This window comes from Corallococcus sp. BB11-1 (assembly GCF_026626625.1).
In the GTDB taxonomy this organism is placed as follows: domain Bacteria; phylum Myxococcota; class Myxococcia; order Myxococcales; family Myxococcaceae; genus Corallococcus; species Corallococcus soli.
Genome location: NZ_JAPNJY010000039.1, coordinates 516713 through 535441 on the forward strand (window position 1 = coordinate 516713; position 18729 = coordinate 535441).

Below are 18729 nucleotides of genomic sequence, written 5' to 3' on the forward strand. Positions count from 1 at the left end.
GCGGATGCGACGACTAGTAGACGGCCTTGAGCGTCACGCCCGAGTACGCCGAGTAGCCGCGGAGCTTCACGTAGTACTTGCCCGCGGTCGTCTTGGCCGGGAACGAGCAGGTCTCGTTGTTGCCGCTGGCGTACGGACGGCAGTCGTACGTGGTGGTCGTCGGCGAGGCGCCGAAGCGCACGTGCAGGTCCGCGTCACCCGTGCCACCCGTGGTGGTGATGGTGACCGCACGACCGGCCGGCACGTCCAGCGTGGTCCACTCCGTGGCGAACGAGCCGGAGGCGCCGGAGATGCCCGTCACCGGCACGTTGTTCTGCAGCACGTTGCCCGTGGGTCCACCACCCGTGTAGCTGCCCTTCAGCGTCACGCCCGAGTAGTTCGAGTAGGCGTTCAGCATCACGTGGTAGGTGCCAGCCTGCGCGACCGGGATGGTGCACGTCTCCGCGTTGCCACCGGCGTACGGACGGCAGTCGTACACGGACGTCGTCGGCGCGGAGCCGAACTTGACGTACAGGTCCACGTCACCCGTGCCACCGGAGGTGACGAACGTCAGCGCCGTGGCGCCCGCGGGAACGGCCAGCGTGTAGTAGCGCGCGTTGCCGGCGCTGTCGGAGATGCCCGTCACCGCCACGTTGTTGGTCAGCGGAACGGTGACCGGAGGCACCACCACGCCGCCCACGCCCACCGCTTCCCAGGCGGCCTTCACCGCGTCCTGGGTCGCCTGGTCGTAGCCCAGCTCCGAGGCGGCCTGGATGGTCCAGGTCTTCGCCTGCAGGAACGTGGTGCCCGCCGTGTAGATGTCCGTGTTGGCCTTGTACCAGATGCGCGCGGCCTTCTCGACGCCGATGGCCGGCACGTTGATGGTGGAGCGGCCACGCGGGTGCACGCCGCCCTTGGACAGCAGCGCGAACGCCAGGTTGGGCACGCCGGAGCTGTAGTGCACGTCCGTGCCGGACGTCACGTTGGCCGCCCAGTCCTTGGACACGCCGTCCTTCGCCGGGTCATCCATGTAGCGAAGCGCGTCGTTCGCCGTCGCGGGCGTCCAGACGTCCTCGCCCACCAGCCAGATGTCCTGCGCGGTGCTCCACGTGCCCGTCTTCCAGCTCTCGCAGATGGCGCCGAACGTGTCGGACATCGCCTCGTTGAGGCCGCCGGACTGGCCGGAGTACGTGAGGTTGGACTCCTTCGACGTGACGGCGTGGGTCAGCTCGTGGACCGTGACGTCCGGGTCCTTGCCCAGCTCGATGGAGTTCACGCCGTCGCCGTCGCCGTACACCATCTGGGTGCCGTCCCAGTAGGCGTTCACGTAGTTGTTGCCGTAGTGAACCGTGCTGATGAGCACGGCGCCCGCGTTGTCCAGCGAGTCGCGGTTGAAGAGCGTCTTGTAGCAGTCGTAGGTGTAGCCCAGCATGTCGTAGTTGACGTCGACGTGCGAGTCACCGATGGCCGCCTGGCCCTCGCTGCGCTTGAGCGTGCCCGGCGTGCTGCTGCCGTTGTTCGCGCTGTACACGCGGCGGTTGAGCGCCGTGTGGATCTGCGGCGCGACCAGGACGATGGAGCCGTCCGCGCCGCCCACGTACACGCGGTCGCGGATGGGGGCTTCGGCGCCCCGACCCGTCACCGTCACCTCGTAGGCCAGGCGCAGCGCGCCGTCCTCGGTGCGCACGTACACCAGCCGGGGGGAGCCTTCCACCGCCAGCTCCGTGCCGGCCGTCGCGCTCAGCGCCGCCTGCTGCGCGGAGGTCGCCGCGATGCGCGGCAGGGCGGAGACGGAGACGCCGTCGCGCGCCGAGCCGTTGGCCGCGTACACCGTGCCGTCCGGGCGCACGTGCACCGCCAGCTCACCGCCGACCACTTCCAGGCCGTTCTTCATCTGCGTGAAGCGCAGGTGCTGGTTGCCCTGCTCGTCCGTGTTCGTCCGGCGCAGGACCAGGTCCTCCGCCTTCAGCCGGAACGCGGGCGCCACCGCCGCGACCGCCTGGTGCCCCGCGGACAGCGTGTTCAGCGTCCCCACCGCGCGGCCCAGCTCGCCCCGGATGCTGTCCGGGATGCCGTCGGCGTGCACGCCCACGACCTGGGCACCGCCGAGCGCGTTCAGCGTGCTCTGGATGTCCTCGCCCGACTTCTCCTGCTCAGGCGCCTTTGCTTCCTCTCCGGTGGACCCCTGCGTACCGCACGCCGTCAGAGCCACTCCGAGCCAAGCCGCGCCAATCGTCTTCAACAGTCGATGAGCCAACGCGATACCTCCATGAAGAAACAGCAGGGTGATACGTGACACACTTGATTTCATCAGCGCAACTACTTTTTGGGGAAAGTACGTTTAGTTACTTTCTCCCACCCTCCCGACCAAACATGATAGCCGCGAATTCCCCGCCATCCTCTTTTACTCAGAGGATGAGAATTCCTTGCAGGATTGACGCAGGTCGCTCGGGATGCCCCTCGGGATGTTTCAGGTGTTTCATGAGGCGGGGGCAGCATGCACTGGGGGGCTGACATGACGCGGAACGCTGTCCCCTGGCGCGTTGACACACCGAGACCAAGGCCCCCGCGCGCGGTGGCGCTCATGGCCCTGGCGATGCTCGCGGTGGCGTGCGCGGCGCGGGCCCCGGCGACGGTGCCGGACGTGCCGGCCCCGCCCACGCTGTCGGTGGCGCAGGTGGCGCGGCTGCTGCCCGCGAAGGTGAAGGGGGCGGAGCGCGAGGCGTGGGCGCGCGACGTGCTGGCGGCGCTGGACGCGGAGGCGGAGCCCGCGTCGCCGTCGGTGGTGTGTCAGGTGCTGGCCGTCATCGAACAGGAGTCCGGCTTCCAGGCGGACCCCGCGGTGCCGGGGCTGGCCAGGCTGGTGCGCCAGAAGCTGGACGCCACGGCGGGGAAGCTGGGGCCGCTGGGGCGGCGCGTCCTGGAGGAGGTGCTCGCGTCGAAGGCAAAGGGAGCGAAGCGCAGCTTCGGGGCCCGGCTGGACGCCGCGCGCTCGGAGCGGGACCTGGACCGGCTCTTCCGCGACATGCTGGCGTACTACGAGGAGGAATACCCCGCGGCGTACGCGGCGGCGGACCTGGCCAGCTCGCTGTTCGGCCCGTCCTCGTTCGCGGGGCAGAACCCCATCACCACCGCGGGCTCCATGCAGGTCAGCGTGCGCTACGCGGTGGAGAAGGCGGGCCCGGACGCGGACCCCGACGCGGTGCGCGAGTCGCTGTACACGCGCGCGGGCGGCGTGCGGTACGGCACCGCGCGGCTGTTGGGCTTCGAGGCCGCGTACGACGCCCCCCTCTTCCGCTTCGCCGACTACAACAGCGGTGTCTACAGCTCCCGCAACGCCGCGCTGCAAGCCCAGGTCAGCAAGCTCACCGGGATTGAACTTGCAACGGATGGGGACCTGCGACTGTATGACAACAAGGGCGAGGCCCGGGATGAAGACAGCCAGAGCCTCAAGGCCCTGCTTGTCTTTCGCCAGCGACACGCGCCGGAGCTGAGCGAGCGCCGGGTCCGCCGGGACGTGGAACAGGAGAAGACGGCGGATCTTGAAACCACGGACACGTATCTGGCCGTGAAACGCGTGTACGCGAAACAGACGGGCCAGCCGCCCGTCTACGCCCAGCTTCCGCGCGTGACGCTCAAGAGCATGAAGCTGAGCGGGGAGCGCACCACGGCGTGGTTCGCGAAGTCCGTGGACGCGCGCTACCAGCAGTGCCTCACCCGCCACCGCCAGGCAGCGCGGTAGCGGGCGGGCCCGCCTGGAGCCCCGCGGGCTACGGCGTGGTGAACGCGGCGCTGAACGTGGACGCGGTGGAGCCGGGCAGCCGCTCCATGCTGATGGAGGGCGCACGCCAGGGCTCGAAGCCCGGCGAGCCATCCGCCGTCACGCGCAGGTAGTACGTGGAGGCGGGCTCCAGCGCGTTGGGCGGCAGGCGCAGGTACGTCCTGTTGCCGGGCACGTAGAAGCGCTTGGTGGGAAGCCCCTCGAAGGTGTCGACGAGCTTGGTGAGCGTCACGCTGTAGGCCTGGGGCGTGCCCAGGACCGGCTGCTGCCAGCTCACCACCGGCTGGGTGGTGCCCACCGACCGCGACACGTAGGCGTCCAGTCCGTCGATGCGCACCGCCTGTGGTGGAGAGATTTTCGGCACGATGGGACCCGCGATGAAGTGCTCCAACCGGTCGACGACGGTGATGGAGCCCGTGGGGTAGTGCCCCCGGGAGCCCACGATGACCGGGGTGCCCGCGCGGAACGTATAGGTCACGTACCCCAGCACGCCCCAGGACGCGGGATAGGGATTGCCGAAGGCCATCCGGCGCGTGATGACGCCCGTCTCACCGCGCGGCAGGGTCAGGTTGAGCAGCTCTCCCTGGTAGCCCACCCAGCCATGCTCCAGGCCGTGCGGCACGGGCAGCACCTGGAAGATGGGCAGGCTGAGCGTCGAGTCCGGGTTCACGTCCGCGCGCCAGCGGGTGAACTCGGACAGGCGCCACTCCATGGAGAACTCGCTCCGGGGCGTGGGCTGCAGGCTGCTCGTGAGCGACAGGGGCGTGGTGCCATCCGGCGTGAACGCGAAGGACGGCAGGTGCTGGCTGCTCGTCACCGTGGTGTAGGCCATGGGCCCGCCGCTCGGCAGCGTCCCGGACGGCACGGCGTTGAGCTGGTTGACGTACACCCGGTCACCCTTCGCCGGGTCCAGGACGGGCAGCGGGTAGCCGGTGAAGCCCGACAGGTAGGCGTCCGGGTCCTGATGGGACGTGGCGCCGGCCAGGGGCCACGTCGAGAAGTCGAGCGACGCGGCCAGGTCCACGTCGCCGCTGACCACCTGGAGGAACGTGCCCGGCGCGCTGATGGACTCGTAGTCCTGCCAGGGGTCCATCTGGGACAGGTCCACCGTCACGGGCGAGTAGGAGACCGGCGAATAGACGGCGTCCGGGCGCCCCACGCGGTTGACGCCCAGGTCGAATCTCCGCTCCCGGGTCAGGTAGTAGAGGTGGTTGGAGCGGACGAAGAACTCCCCGTCCGGGATGTTGTCGAAGCGCATGCCGCCCGGCACGGGCGTGCCCGAGCGCCGGTCGAAGCCCACCCCGCTCGGGTCGGGCACGAGGAGCTCCAGGTCGCGGGTGGACAGGTCCTGGGGGACCACCGTCACGCCGGTGCTCGCATGGAAGCGGGAGTCGGCCGTCACCAGCACGGAGGTGTCGGGAACGCCCGCGTCCGCCTCCACCGGCCCCGCGTCGGGCTCGCCACAGCCTGGCAGCAGGTCCCCGTCGGCGACCGTCGCGGTGCCTTCGCGGGGGTCGCTCCACACGAAGTCCGGGCCCTTCATCTCATCCGAGGGAGGCCCTGCTTCCGCGCAGCCCAACCAGGCCGCGCAGGTGGGAACGAGCAACAACGACAGACGACGCAATGACATGACGGTCCCGGGAGGCATGCAATGGATTGACAGCCGGGCCTCAGCCCAGACCCGGCCCTCCCTAATACGCGGTAGGGGCTTTTCCCTGGCTCATTGAATTTCCGGGGAATTTCCAGCAGCTCCCGTCAGCGCCTCCCCTGGAGGAACCGCCCCCACCGGACCGCCGCGTGGGGGCGGGTGCAACCCGGGAGGTCAGGGCGGCGTGGTGAAGACCGCGCTGAACGTCCCGTCCGTCTGGATGGGCAGCCCAGGCCCAGGGCGCAGGTGGGGAGCAACAGCAACGACAGACGACGCAACGACCTGACGCCTCCAGACAACGCATGAGAGAGGGACCGTCAGGTCCGGGCCCGAACCCCACACCTCTCATACGCAGCCACCGCGTCGGGCCCGCGGGTCGCCTGGGAGATTGTTTCCCCACGCCAGGACCGGGCGGTCCAGGCGACCCGATGGCCTTCCTGCTAGCGGATGGGCGCCGCTGGCGGGGTGAAGCGCTTGTCGGAGATCTTCATCTCGGTGACGGGGCCGTACTTGCGGGCCACGTCGCGCAGGGCCGCCGCCTTGCCAATGAGGACGAACGTCAGGTCCTGGGAGGCGGGCAGCACGCGCTGGAGCACGGTGCGCACGCCGTCGCGCGTGGTGGCGGACACGGCGCCCGCGAAGCCGTCCACGTCCTGCGCAGGCAGACCGAAGAAGGCCAGCTCCGACAGCTTGGAGGCCAGCTGCGCGCCCGTCTCCAGCTTCGGGGGGAACTGGCCCCGCACGTAGGCCTGCGCGGAGGCGAGCATGGCGTCGTCCATGCCGTCCTTCCGGTAGCGCTCCAGCACGTCCAGCGCCAGGTCGATGGCGCGGCCGGTGGAGTCCGTCTGGGTATAGGAGAAGAGGACGACGGGGCCGGCCTGGGTGCCGGGGGCCAGGTAGGAGCGGGCGCCGTAGGTGAGGCCCGTCTTCACGCGCAGCTCGGAGTTGAGCAGCGAGGTGAAGCGCCCCCCGAGCACGGTGTTGCCCACCTCCATCGCGACGCGATCCGGGTCGGTGCGGGGGATGCCGGTGTTGCCAATCCAGAAGTACGTCTGGGTGGCGTCAGGCTTGTCCACCAGCAGCACGCGCCGGCCCTTGGTGGGCGCGGTGGCGGGCACGGCGGCGAAGGGCTGCGCGGCCGGGGCCCACCCGCCCAGGGCGGACTCCAGCTTCGCGGCGAGCGCCTTCGCGTCGAAGTCCCCCACGACGGAGAGGATGAGCCGGTCTCCACCCAGGTTCGCCTTCGCCCAGCCGAGCACGTCGTCCCGGCCGAGCGTGGGCAGGGAGGCCTCGCTGCCGGTGACGGGCTTGCCGTACGGGTGCGAGGCGAAGAGGAAGGCGTCGAAGTACGTGCCGCCCAGCATGCGCGGGTCGCCGTCCTTGGCGGCGGCGAGCTCCGACACGCGGCGGGCGCGCGTCTTCTCCAGCTCCTGCGCGTCGAAGCGCGGGCGCACGAGCATGTCCGACAGCAGCTCCACCATCAGCGCCGTGTCGCGGGCCAGGAAGCTGCCGGTGATGATCACCGCCTCGCGGCCGGGGGCGACCTCCAGCTGGCCGCCCACGCCGTCCACGGCTTCGGCGAACTGCTGGGCGTTGCGGGAGCCGGCGCCCTTCTGGAGCAGCTGCGCGGTGAGCGCGGCCAGGCCCTCCTTGCCGGCGGGGTCGGTGACGGCGCCGCCCCGGAGCCACGCCGAAAAGGACACGAGCGGCAGCTCCCGCTTCTCCACGAGCAGCAGCCGCGTCCCGTTCTTCAGCGTGACCGTGGCCGCAGCGGGCAGCGTCACGCCCTTGTCCGCGGACGCGGTCTTCGACTTCGCGGGAGCAGCAGGCGCGGGCGGGGTGGTGATGGCGGTCGCGGCCTTCGACGCCGCGTTGACGGCGGGCGGGGTGGCGGTGACGGGCGCCGCCTTCGTCTGCGCGGAGGCAGGCACGGAGACGAACAGCAGCGCGGCGAGCGCGGAGCGAAGACGGAAGGAAGCGTTCATCGTGAGGCCTCCACGCGGGCCGGGGCGGAGCAGCGAAGCCGCGCGACGGGCGGTGTCAGGACGGAAGGGGGTGCTCATCGCGAGGCCTCCTTGCGGGCAGGGGTGGCGGGGGCGGCGGTGGGCACGAGCCAGCCCACCGTGCGGTGATCCGAATTGAAGAGGCGGGCGGCCAGCGTGCGCACGCGGTCGCGGGTGACCTTCTCGTAGCGGGTGGGCGCATCGAGCAGGGCGCGCCAGTCCCCCCGGAAGGTGGCGGCGGCTCCCAGCTCGCGGGCGCGGCCGTCGTTGGTCTCCAGCTTCCGCCAGAAGGTGGCCAGAGCGATGTTGCGCGCCTTGCGCAGCTCCGCGTCGGTGACGCCGTCCTTCGCCACGCGGGCCAGCTCCTCCGTGAGGAGCGCCTCGGCGCGGGGCAGGTCGCCGCCCGGCGGCAGGTCCACCATGAACCACGTCAACGACGGGTCGAAGCCTCCGGAGAAGATGCCCCGGACGCGGATGGCCACGCGCGCGTCCTCCACCAGCTTGCGGTGCAGGCGCGACGAATCCCCATCCGTGAGGATGAGCCCCAGCAGCTCCAGCGTCTCCGCCTCCGGGTCGTTCGCGGCGAGGCTGTGATAGGCGACCTGGAGCAGCGGCGACTGGGCCATCCGCTTCAGGGTGATGCGCCGCTCGCCCTGCTGTTCGGGCTCCTTCGTGCGGACGGGCTCCGGGGCGGGCTGCGAGGGGATGGCGCCCAGCGTGCGCTCCACGAGCGCGAAGAGGCTGGCGGGCTCCACGTCCCCGGCGATGACGAGCGTCGCGTTGTTCGGGGCGTAGTAGGTCTTGTAGTAGCGCTGGAGGTCCTCCATGCGCCAGGACTCGATGTCGGACGGCCAGCCGATGACGGGGATCTGGTACGGGTGCGCGACGAAGGCGGTGGCCTGCATCTGCTCCATCAGCGCGCCGGAGTTGTCGTTGTCCACGCCGGAGCGGCGCTCGGAGTAGACGACGCCGCGCTCGGACTCGATGACCTTGGGGTCGAAGGCGAGCGACTGGAGGCGGTCGGCCTCCAGGTCGAAGATGAGGGGCAGCGCGGAGGAGGGGAACCAGTCCAGGTAGACGGTGACGTCCTCGGAGGTGAAGGCGTTGTTGGCGCCGCCGTTGGCCTCCATCACGCGGTCGAACTCACCGGGGCCGTACTTCTTCGCGCCGTTGAACATCATGTGTTCGAAGAAGTGGGACAGGCCGGTGATGCCGGGGCGCTCGTTGCGGCTGCCCACGCGGAACCAGTTGTTGAAGGCCACGTTGGGGATGTCGTGGTCGGGCCACACGATGACGGTGAGCCCGTTCTTCAGCGTGCGCGCCTGGATGCCCGCGGCCAGCTTCGCGACGGGCGTGGACGTCTTGGAGGACGGGGGCGGCTTGGGGGCCTGGGCCTGGGCCTGGGACGCGCCCAGCAGGGCCACGCAGGCGAACCACGACAACGATTGACGGAACATCCTCGCTCCTGGGACAGAGGCAAAAGCGGCGCCCGGGAACGGGCGGGGTCGCACCCTATTCCAGAAACGCCGCGTCGACGCCCGTCCATCGTCAGGCGCCCGGTGGCTCCGCGCCGAAGCGCAGCAGCCCCAGGAGCTGTTCGGGTGACAGGGCCGCGGCGCCATCCGCCTCGGACAGGAGGCTGTCCGCCAGGTCCCGCTTGTCCGCATGCAGGGCGAGGATGGCCTCCTCGATGGTGCCCTCGGAGACGAACCGGGACACGGTGACAGGGCGCGTCTGGCCAATGCGGTGGGCCCGGTCGGACGCCTGGTCCTCCACCGCGGGGTTCCACCAGGGATCCAGGTGGAGCACGTGGTCGGCGGCGGTGAGGTTGAGGCCCGTGCCACCGGCCTTGAGCGAGATGAGGAACAGCGCGCCCTCCCCTCGCTGGAAGGCCTCCACGCGGGACTGGCGCTCCGCGGGGGGCGTCTGTCCATCCAGGTACTGGAACGCGATGCCCCGGGCCTCCAGCGCCTCGCGGACCAGCGCCAGGTGCCGGACGAACTGACTGAAGACGAGCGCCCGTCCGCCCTCCTCCCGCAGCTCCTCCACCCGCTCCAGGAAGCGCTCCAGCTTGGAGGAGGAGGTGCCCGCGTCCGGATCCACCAGCCGGGGATGACAGGCGGCCAGCCGCAGCCGGGTGAGCGCGGCCAGCAGCTCGAAGCGCCGCTCCGGTCCGGGAGTCTCCTCCCCCACGCGCGCCAGCGCCGCGAGCCGCACGTCGTCGTACCGCCGCCGCTCGTCGTCCGACAGCGTGACGGGCACCACGGTTTCGATGCGCGGAGGCAGCTCGCGCGCCACCTGCCCCTTGGTGCGGCGCAGGAGGAAGGGGCGCACCACCCGGACGAGCGACGCGCGGGCCTGGGCATCCCGGTCGCGCTCGATGGGGACGGCGAACCGCGCATGGAAGGACTCGCGCCCGCCCAGCAGTCCGGGGAAGAGCAGGTGGAAGAGGCTCCACAGCTCAGACAACCGATTCTCCACCGGCGTGCCGGTGAGGGCCACGCGGGCATCGGCCTTCACCCCACGCAGCGCCCGGGCCCGCGCGGTGTCCGGGTTCTTCACCGCCTGCGCCTCGTCCACCACCAGCGTGGCGAAGGACACCGCGCGCAGCCGCGCCGCGTCCCTCACGAGCAGCCCGTAGCTGATGAGCAGCACGTCCTTCGGCCCCAGCTGGGACGGTAGGGCTTCACGGTCTTCTTCCTGCCAGACATGCAGGCGCAGCGAGGGCGCGAAGCGGGCCGCCTCGCGCGCCCAGTTGCCGCAGACGGACGTGGGCGCCACCACCATCGCGGGGCCTTGTCGCGCGCGGTACAGCAGCAGGGCCAGCGCCTGGAGCGTCTTGCCCAGCCCCATGTCGTCCGCCAGGCACGCGCCCGCGCCCCAGGCGCACAGCCGCGCCAGCCACACGAAGCCCTCGTGCTGGTAGTCGCGCAGCGTCGCCTTCAGCCCTCCGGGCACGCGCACCTTCAGGGAGCGGGCCTCCCGGATGCGTCGCGCCAGCTTGAGCCAGTCCGTGGGCGCCTTGACCCGCGCTCCGGCCTCCGCGAGGGACTCCAGCGCGGGTGCGGCCGCGGCGCCCACCTCCAGTCCCTGGCGCGCGGAATGGGTCGCGTCCGCGAGCGGGGTCAACTGCTCACGCAGGGCCTCCGTGAGCCGCATCCAGCGCCCCTTGCCCAGGGGGACATAGCGCTGGCGGCGGCGAACCGCCTCCAGCAGCAGGGCCAGCTCCACGCGCGCCCCCTCCACCTCCACCCCACCCTTCACGCCGAACCAATCGTGTTCGCGCGAAACCTCCACCCGCAGGTTCGCGGCGCCGGGCGGGTGCGCCACCGTCCAGGGTTGTTCCTCCCACTCCACGCGCAACGTGGGCCCCGTGAGCGGCTCCAGCGTCTCCAGCAGGTGGAGCGAGTCCTCCACGCTGTCGCGGGTGAAGCGGTATGCCCCCGCGGGCAATGACAGACGTGTGAGCAGGGCCTCCGCCTCGGAGCGCTCGGCGTCCTGGTCGCGCCGGACCATGACCCGCTCCCCGCCGCGCTGCCCGCGCACCACGGGGGCGCCGCCGTCCACGGGTTGGAGTGGCCCTTCCGGGAGGGGCCGCACGAACAACGCGCCCGCCAGGGAAGACTCCCCCACCGCGCGCAGCCGCACGAGCAGGCCCGGTTGGGGCTCCACGGGGCGGGCCTCCAGCGCCGGAGGCAACGACACGGCGAAGGCCGCCTCCAGGCCGGAGAGCTGGCCCAGGAGCGCGTCGCGCTGACGCTCGGACACGCGGGTGCCGTGGACCTTGAGGACGTCGAGCAGGCCCAGCGCCTCGGGGGGAACGGTCACCAGGGTGACGCTCGGGATGCCGGGCTCCACGAGCAGCCAGGGGTGCGGCGCCCGGGAGCCGGACGGAGGGGGCCACAGGGCCTCCGCGTCCACCGCGCGCCCGTCCACCGCCGGCCGCAGGCGCAGCCCGCGCCCCTCCTGCTCCAGGGCGAAGCCCAGCGGGGCCTCCCGCACCTGGGCGGGAACGTCGGGCGCGCCGGCGAGCCGCACGCGGGGACTGCGCGCGAGGGCACGCAGGGCCTGGAGGAGCAACGGGTATGCACCTGCTACGACGCTGCCTTCGTAATAGGATGACGCCAGCGAGCGGCCCGCTTCGATGAACGCGAAGGATTGCTGCTCCTCCGGGTCCCGGAGCACGGCGGCCACCTTCTCCCGCTCATACGTCATGACGGCGGTCCCCTTGGACCAGCGTCCCGCCTTCACCGGGTGGTGCAGGAAGGCCTTCAGGCTCCAGTGCCCCGATGCGCCCTGCTCCAGGCGGAAGGTGACGGATCCATCCGCCTCGGGAGCGGCTTCACGAAGCTGACGGCCCAGGACGGTCGTCTCCAGCGCCGCGACGATTTCCCGGCCGGGTGCTTCGAAGAGCAGCTCCGCGAGCTTCGCGGCGCTTGCGGCCTGCCTCGGACGGTGGAGCAGCTCCAGCGTCGCGTCCACGGCAGTCAGCGCGTGGACGCAGTGGGCCTCGGCCGCCTTGGGGGAGCACGGGCAGGACAGGCCGGGGCGGTCCTCCATCAGCGCGCGAGGGTCGAGCACGACGTGGCTCCGGTCCTCGAAATCGGCCTGGAAGAGGGGGTGGCCCCACGCCGCCAGCTCCGGCTCCGACACCTGGATGCGCACGGGTTTCGCCTGGATGGAGATGGCGGGCCTTCGCTCCGGCAGACGCGGCAGGGCCTGGGCCCGCACGCGCTCACGGGCCCGAAGGAGCGCGTCCCGGAGCGGCGTCAGGCGTGCATCCGTGGACGGTGGCGGGGAAGGGACGGAGGCCTCGCGAGTCAGGCCCTGACGAAGGCGTTCGGCTTCGTGATGCGCCCAGGTCCAGGCTGCATCCGCGAGCTGCGACCGTATTCGCGTCTCCATGAACCGGAGCTTGGGAGAGCCCTCCCACACGTCCACCACCGAGAACTTGCGCAGGTCATGGAGCACGTCGCGCGCGAAGGTGCGGGGCAGCAGGGGCTGCAACACGGGCACCGGCACGGTCCGGGCGCGGGTGAGCCTGTGCTCCACGAGCCAGGCTTCCACGTCCTTGGGTGAGGAAGGCCGCTCGGATGCGCCGGACGTGGGCGTTGGGAGCGGGGAGCGCTCGCCAGTCCGCGTGGGAGGGCGCCCCTGGCGCTGGAGACCAGGGCCCCGCAGCCACCCCAGGCCTACCGCGACGACGTGCGGACAGAGGCCTTCCTCCCAGTATCCGTCGCAATCACAGTCAAGGAGCAGTCCCTCCGAGTCGGGGTCCGAGCAGAGGGACGCCTCGAACTGGCGTGCCCTTGCTTCGGACACCGTCCCTTCGATGCACTCCGTGGACGGCGACGCCACCGTCACGCCGCACCGGGAGAGCAGGGCCTCGCCCTGGGCGAACAGCTCCGGACCCGCGACTTCACGCAGCAGTTCGGAGGTGAGCCGCTGTTGGAGGGAGGGCCGGGAGCGGGAGGAGCGGACACGGGGCATGACTGGGGATGAACCTACCCATGGAGTGGGGCCTTGGCGAGCCACACTTCCAGGTCCTCCCCGCCATGCTCCCCTACCCCGCCGTGGCCTCCGCCCGGTGGGCGGGAGGGCGTGCGTGCAACGCCACGGCGGTCCTGCCAGGGGGACGCTAGGCGCCCAGCACCTGACGCAGCACGTTCAGGAAGTAGTTCTGGCTCCCGACGTGGGCTGAGTACGTGTTGGCGGACTGGTGGAGGCGCTGGGCCACGGCCTCGAACTCCGCCTGGCTGACGTCGCGCAGGGACATGTACAGGCGGGCGGCCGCGCGCAGGTGGGAGAAGAGGGGGTTCTTGTGCTGGCCGTCGGGCCGCCGCGCGAGGTGGCGGTAGAGCTGGGCGAACTCCTGGTCGTTCTCCGCGTGGCGCGTGTCGCGGCAGAAGCCGGCGGCGGTGGCCTCGATGAGGAAGAAGAACGGCTCGTATTCGAAGAAGGGCGGCTTGTTGAAGTTGGGCGGCTGCTTGTCACCGGTCCACAGCTTCGCGACAGGCTGGAGGTGCACGTGGGCGGTGATGTCACCGAAGCGCACGGGCACCTCGTCGCCCACGGGCTTCACCCGGCCCTGCTCGTCCCGCTCCACCGGAATGAACAAGCGCTTGGGGTCGTCCACCTGCACGCCCGCCTTCTCCAACTCCGCCACCACGTTCGCGTCCATTGCGTTGATGTTCCTCCGCTTCCCCCCATCTACCGCGTCTCGCCCAGTCGTGCACCCGGCACGTCGGCCAGCCGGGCAGGCGCTGCGGAATCTAAAGGGGCCGTGCGGGCGATGCCATTTCCATCCTTCGCGTCCCCCTTACCACCAGACCTGGCAGAGCCACCAAGGCACTTGGCAATATCGCCAAGAATATTGGTAGTTTCACCTTGTGCTCGAAAATGGCTCCCAGCTCTTCGGTACTTCGACCAGGACGGCGGTGCTCGTTGCCATCCGTCTGCTCGAAGAGACCTATCCCAGCGAGTTGGCGGCGCTGATGGGCGTCCGCCCATACACCGTCCAATCCATTCTGGCTTCGCTTGAACGGGAAGCGATCAGCGTCAGTCGGCTGATGGGGCGAACCCGTGTGGTTTCCCTGAACCCTCGATACTTCGCGCACGCCGAACTCAGCGCTCTGCTTTGGAAGCTTGGAAAGCATGACGTGGACCTTCAGGCCAGGCTCGCCGCGCGACGGCGCCGTCCCCGCCGCGCTGGCAAGCCGGGGCTCTTGTGATCGGGCCTACGTCGTCGCTCACGGACATTGCCTTCGCCGTGTGCTCAGCGCTGGACCGCAATGGCTTTCACGCGGTGCTCACGGGCGGAAGCGCGGCGACCTACTACGCGCCGGAGGCGTACCAATCAGGAGACCTCGACTTCGTGATCACCCTCAAGGGAACAGGGGGCGAAGCGGCGTTGGCTGCGCTCGGCTTCATCAGGAAGGGAGACTTCTACCGTCACCCACGCTCGCACTTCCTTCTGGAGTTTCCGAATGGGCCGCTGGCGGTGGGTGACGACTTGATCAAGCGCTGGAGCACCGTGCGTCGTGACGGCGAGGTGCTGTACGTCCTCTCGCCCACCGACTCATGCCGTGACCGACTCGCGTCCTTTCTCTTCTGGAACGACTTCAGCGGCCTGCAACAGGCGATTGGCGTCTTCCACGCACAGGCCCATGAGGTGGACCTGAACGTCATCAAGGACTGGTGCCGGCGCGAGGGTCACAAACAGAAGTTCGACCTGTTCGCGTCACGCATCGGCGCATCGACCTGATGATTCCAATGGACCGAAGTGCCGCGGAAGCCACGCCCTTGCGCACCACCGTTCCGCGCGACTCGCGCTCGTCGGGCTTGGGCAGTTCCACTTCCAGAAAAAGAAAAGGGCCCTGAACCGGAGTCCAGGGCCCTCAAGTTCTTCACTCTGTGCCCAAGGGCGGAATCGAACCACCGACACGGGGATTTTCAGTCCCCTGCTCTACCGACTGAGCTACTTGGGCGTGCTGTGCCGCGCACCGCGAACGGCAGCGCCGATTTACGGTCCCTGGCCCGCGCCGTCAACCTCTTTCCACAGGCCCGGCTCCCACCCCACCCCTCAGGCCGCCAGGCGCGGCGCTTCGGCGTCCCATGCCGTGCACCCCGCCGTCAGCCGCTGGCGCAGCTTCTGGCGCAGCCCCTGCTCGATCTGCCGGATGCGCACCGCCGTCACCCCGAAGCGCTGGGCCAGGAACTCCGCGCTCACCCCGTCCTCCACCAACATCCGCTCCTTCACCAGCGCCCGCTCCCTCGCGTCCAGCTCCGGCCAGGCCTCCGCCACGCTCTGGTGCAGCTTCTGCGCCCAGTCCCCCCGGTCCGCCACGTCCTCCGGCGAGTCCAGGTCCGACTCCAGCATGTCCTGCTGCGTCACGTCGCCGTCCCACCCCAGCGGCGCGTTCAACGACACGTCCTTGCCCAGCGCCTCCGCCCCCCGCGCCACCTCCTCCTCCCGCTTCCCCAACGCCTCCGCCAGGCGCTTCATCACCTCCGGGTGGCCCTCGCCCCAGCGGGCTTCCAGCCGCGCCCGCTCGCGGCGGAGCTGGAAGACGATCCACGGCGCCCGCCCGCCCGCCACGCTCCAGGTGCGCGACACGTAGGCCCGGATGCGCGCGCGGATCCACTGCTGCGCGTACGCCCCGAACGGGACACCCCGCTCCTCGAAGCGGCGCGCCGCCTCCACCAGGCCCACGTTGCCTTCCGCCATCAGCTCTTCCAACGACAGGCCCGTCCACCGGTACTTCCAGGCCAGACGCCGGACCAGCTCCAGGTGCCCCCGCACCCGGATCTCCACTTCCGCCGCATCCACCCCGTCCACCACACCCTCCACCGTGGAATCGCGCTCCTCGTAGATGGCTTCCATGAACGCAACCTCCCCAATCAGTCCCCCACGCACCCATCGCGCGGTGACGGACGTAGAGATAAGCGGGCGCGACTCATAAAAAAATAAGCTAGTTTGGATGAAACCCTTCGGTTATTCCTAAGTCATGTCCTGGCTCAACTACCACCATCTCCTGTATTTCTGGACGGTTGCGCGGGCCGGCAGCATCGCCAAGGCGAGCGAGGAGCTGCACCTCGCGCAGCCGACCATCAGCACGCAGATCAAGCTTCTTGAGGAATCCCTGGGCCACCAGCTCTTCGAGCGCAAGGGCCGCAAGCTCGTGCTGTCCGACGTGGGCCGCACCGTCATGCGCTACGCGGACGAAATCTTCCGGCTGGGCAACGAGCTGAAGAACGTCGTCTCCGGGCTGCCCACGGGACAGCAGCTGCGCCTCAACGTGGGGGTGCTGGACGTCATCCCCAAGCTCGTCGCCGAACAGTTGCTCAAGCCCGCGCTGGATGCGGGGCCCTCGCTGCGCATCATCTGCCGCGAGAGCCCCCTGCCCCAGCTGCTCGCGCAGCTGGCGCTGCATGAGCTGGACGTGGTGCTCGCGGACGCGCCCGGCTCCGAGCCCGTCAGCGTCCGGTCCTTCAACCACCTGCTGGGCAAGTGCGGCGTGACGTTCTTCGCGGCGGCGCCGCTCGCCCACCTGCGCAAGGACTTCCCGCGCTCGCTCGACGGCGCGCCCATGCTGTTGCCATCAGAGGAGTCCTCGGTGCGCCGCTCGCTGGACCTGTGGTTCGAGCGCCGGGGCGTCCGGCCCCTCATCGCCGGGGACTTCGACGACAGCGCCCTGCTCCAGGCCTTCGGGCAGAAGGGCCACGGCATCTTCGCCATGCCCTCCATCATCAACGAGGAGGTGCAGCGGCAGTTCAACGTCACCGCCATCGGGCACACCGACGAAATCGAGCAGTGTTTCTACGCCATCACCGTCGAGCGCCGCCTGCGCCACCCCGCCGTCGTCGCCATCGCCGAGGCCGCGCGCTCGCACATCTTCGGCGGCTGACGCGCGTCAGCCTTCCTCCCGGAACACCTCCGCGCCCGCGACCACCGTGGCCAGCACGCGCGCGTCCACCAGCGCTGGCGCGGGCCCCTCCACCGGGTCCTCCGACAGCGCGACGAAGTCCGCGTCCATGCCCGGCTTCAGCCTGCCGCGACGAACCTCCTCGAAGGACGCCCACGCGGGCCCCACGGTGAAGCCCTCCAGGGACTCGGTCGCGCTCAGACGTTCACCGGGGTGCCAGCCGCCCTCGGGCCAGCCCTTCGCGTCCTGCCGCGTGCGCGCCGCGTAGAGCCCCGCGAGCACGTCCGGGTTCTCGATGGGGAAGTCGCTGCCCAGCGCCAGGTGCGCGCCCGCGTCCTTCAGCGAGCGCCACGCGTAGGCCCCCTTCAGCCGCTCCGGCCCCAGCCGCGCCTGGGCCCAGCGCATGTCACTGGTGGCGTGCGTGGGCTGCACGCTGGCCACCAGCCCCGCGGCGCCCAGCCGCTGGATGTCCCGGGGTCGCAAGATCTGCGCGTGCTCCACGCGGTGGCGCAGGGCCTGCGTTCCCGTCCGCTCCGCGCCCCGCAGCAGCACGTCCACCACCAGCGTGTTCGCCCGGTCTCCGATGGCGTGGATGCACACCTGGAAGCCCCGGGCCATGAAGGCCTGGGCGCGGGCCTCCAGCTCCTCGGGGGACAGGAGCAACAGGCCCCGCTGGCCGGGCTCGTCGCTGTAGTCCTCGTGCAGCGCCGCGCCCCGGCTGCCCAGCGCGCCATCCGCCAGGAACTTCACCGCGCGCATCGTCAGGTGACGGCCGTGCCAGGGTCCCTGCTCCAGGTAGCCGTGGCGCTCCTCGCCCTGGCCCGCCGCCATCGCGTAGACGCGCAGGGGCAGCGTCCCCGCCGCGTCCCAGGCCTGCAACACGCGGAAGGCATCCAGGTCCATGCCGGCGTCGTGCACGCCCGTGAGGCCGACCCGGGCACAGCGCTCCAGCGCGGCGCGCAGCCGCGTCTCCAGCTGCTCGCGCGTGGGGGCGGGCATGGCCGCGGTCACCGCGTCCATCGCGTTGTCCACCAGCACGCCGGTGGGCTCGCCCCGTGCGTCCCGGAGGATGCGGCCACCCTGCGGATCCGGCGTGCTCCGGGTGATGCCCGCGCGGCGCAGCGCTTCGCCGTTCACCCAGGCCGCGTGGTGGTCCACGCGCGTGAGACACACCGGCGTCGTGGGGAAGCGCGCGTCCAGCTCCACCCTGCCGGGGAACGCGGCGCCGGGCCAGTCGTTCTGGTCCCAGCCCTTGCCGAGCAGCCAGTCCCCCTGGAAGCTCGACGCGGGCGCATCCGCCAGCCGCCGGACGACCTCCTCCACCGATGCGGCCCGCTCCAGCCGCACCGTCGTCAGGCTCCGCCCCAGCCCGTGCAGGTGCGCGTGCGCGTCCACCAGGCCGGGCACCACCGTGGCCGCGCCCAGGTCCACCTCGCGCGCCTCCGGACCGGCCGCGGCGCGGACCTCCGCGAGCGTCCCCGCCGCGAGCACGCACCCTTCGCGCACCGCCAGGGCCTCGGCGCGGGGACGCTGGGGATCCAACGTCCACACCCGCGCCGCCTTGTAGACCGTGGTCTCCACCGTCATGCCTGGAAACTACCCGGCTTCGGAGGCGCCACCATCCACGCCCGGCGCGTTGATGGGGCCGGCGGGGCCCGCGGGTTCGCTGGGCACGTTCTGGATGGGCTCGCGAGCGGTGTCCGGGCCCTGGATGGGCTCCTGGTTCTCGGTTCCGGGAGGCTGCGTGGTCCTACAGGCCACCACTCCAGTGGTCAGACCCAGAGCGGCGATGAGCAGCACGGCACGGCGCATGAAACCTCCTGTGGATGTTCGAGAAGCCGACCCTAGGGAGGTGCGTCCTCCTCCAGCAACGCGCATCCCCTGCAACGTCCA

General features: G+C 70.7%; 13 protein-coding genes and 1 tRNA gene. 4 read left to right on the plus strand and 10 right to left on the minus strand.

The window, feature by feature from the left end; genetic code table 11:
* Nucleotides 1–13 precede the first annotated feature (13 nt).
* A complete protein-coding gene (locus tag OV207_RS34610) occupies nt 14–2236 on the minus strand; it encodes a M4 family metallopeptidase (RefSeq protein ID WP_267559367.1) in 2223 nt (740 codons plus the stop codon).
* Between the two features lie 327 nt (nt 2237–2563).
* Between OV207_RS34610 and OV207_RS34615 the strand changes: the two genes are divergently transcribed.
* Nucleotides 2564–3721: a DUF1615 family protein gene (locus OV207_RS34615; RefSeq protein ID WP_324291590.1), complete on the plus strand. Its 1158-nt coding sequence runs from the start codon at nt 2564–2566 to the stop codon at nt 3719–3721.
* A gap of 28 nt (nt 3722–3749) precedes the next feature.
* Here OV207_RS34615 and OV207_RS34620 read toward each other — a convergent pair whose 3' ends face one another.
* The 5 genes from OV207_RS34620 to OV207_RS34640 form a co-directional block, all read right to left on the minus strand.
* A complete protein-coding gene (locus OV207_RS34620; RefSeq protein ID WP_267559368.1) occupies nt 3750–5390 on the minus strand; it encodes a hypothetical protein in 1641 nt (546 codons plus the stop codon).
* Nucleotides 5391–5848: 458 nt separating this feature from the next.
* Nucleotides 5849–7393 carry a M16 family metallopeptidase gene (locus tag OV207_RS34625; RefSeq protein ID WP_267559369.1) on the minus strand — a complete coding sequence of 515 codons (1545 nt, stop codon included), beginning with the start codon at nt 7391–7393 and terminating at the stop codon, nt 5849–5851.
* Nucleotides 7394–7467: 74 nt separating this feature from the next.
* Complete coding sequence (locus OV207_RS34630) at nt 7468–8868, minus strand: M16 family metallopeptidase (protein WP_267559370.1); 1401 nt, start codon at nt 8866–8868, stop codon at nt 7468–7470.
* Between the two features lie 91 nt (nt 8869–8959).
* Nucleotides 8960–12901 carry a DEAD/DEAH box helicase gene (locus tag OV207_RS34635; protein ID WP_267559371.1) on the minus strand — a complete coding sequence of 1314 codons (3942 nt, stop codon included), beginning with the start codon at nt 12899–12901 and terminating at the stop codon, nt 8960–8962.
* A gap of 148 nt (nt 12902–13049) precedes the next feature.
* Nucleotides 13050–13592: a hypothetical protein gene (locus OV207_RS34640; protein ID WP_267559372.1), complete on the minus strand. Its 543-nt coding sequence runs from the start codon at nt 13590–13592 to the stop codon at nt 13050–13052.
* Nucleotides 13593–13848: 256 nt separating this feature from the next.
* Here OV207_RS34640 and OV207_RS34645 point away from each other — a divergent pair, with 256 nt between their 5' ends.
* Both OV207_RS34645 and OV207_RS34650 read left to right on the plus strand, forming a co-directional pair.
* Complete coding sequence (locus OV207_RS34645; RefSeq protein WP_193346503.1) at nt 13849–14142, plus strand: ArsR family transcriptional regulator; 294 nt, start codon at nt 13849–13851, stop codon at nt 14140–14142.
* Nucleotides 14143–14285: 143 nt separating this feature from the next.
* Nucleotides 14286–14675, plus strand: coding sequence for a hypothetical protein (locus OV207_RS34650; RefSeq protein ID WP_193346502.1), 390 nt, complete (start codon nt 14286–14288; stop codon nt 14673–14675).
* 150 nt (nt 14676–14825) lie between these two features.
* On the opposite strand, the gene OV207_RS34655 is transcribed toward OV207_RS34650, so the two are convergent.
* Together OV207_RS34655 and OV207_RS34660 are read right to left on the minus strand one after the other, a co-directional pair.
* Nucleotides 14826–14898: transfer RNA gene (locus tag OV207_RS34655), tRNA-Phe, on the minus strand.
* Nucleotides 14899–14993: 95 nt separating this feature from the next.
* Nucleotides 14994–15794 carry a sigma-70 family RNA polymerase sigma factor gene (locus OV207_RS34660; RefSeq protein ID WP_193346501.1) on the minus strand — a complete coding sequence of 267 codons (801 nt, stop codon included), beginning with the start codon at nt 15792–15794 and terminating at the stop codon, nt 14994–14996.
* A 124-nt stretch (nt 15795–15918) separates the two neighbouring features.
* Here OV207_RS34660 and nhaR point away from each other — a divergent pair, with 124 nt between their 5' ends.
* Nucleotides 15919–16818 carry a transcriptional activator NhaR gene (nhaR, locus tag OV207_RS34665; protein ID WP_193346500.1) on the plus strand — a complete coding sequence of 300 codons (900 nt, stop codon included), beginning with the start codon at nt 15919–15921 and terminating at the stop codon, nt 16816–16818.
* 6 nt (nt 16819–16824) lie between these two features.
* Here nhaR and OV207_RS34670 read toward each other — a convergent pair whose 3' ends face one another.
* Nucleotides 16825–18423 carry an amidohydrolase gene (locus tag OV207_RS34670; RefSeq protein WP_267559373.1) on the minus strand — a complete coding sequence of 533 codons (1599 nt, stop codon included), beginning with the start codon at nt 18421–18423 and terminating at the stop codon, nt 16825–16827.
* Nucleotides 18424–18432: 9 nt separating this feature from the next.
* Nucleotides 18433–18648: a hypothetical protein gene (locus tag OV207_RS34675; RefSeq protein WP_193346498.1), complete on the minus strand. Its 216-nt coding sequence runs from the start codon at nt 18646–18648 to the stop codon at nt 18433–18435.
* Between the last annotated feature and the right edge of the window lie 81 nt (nt 18649–18729).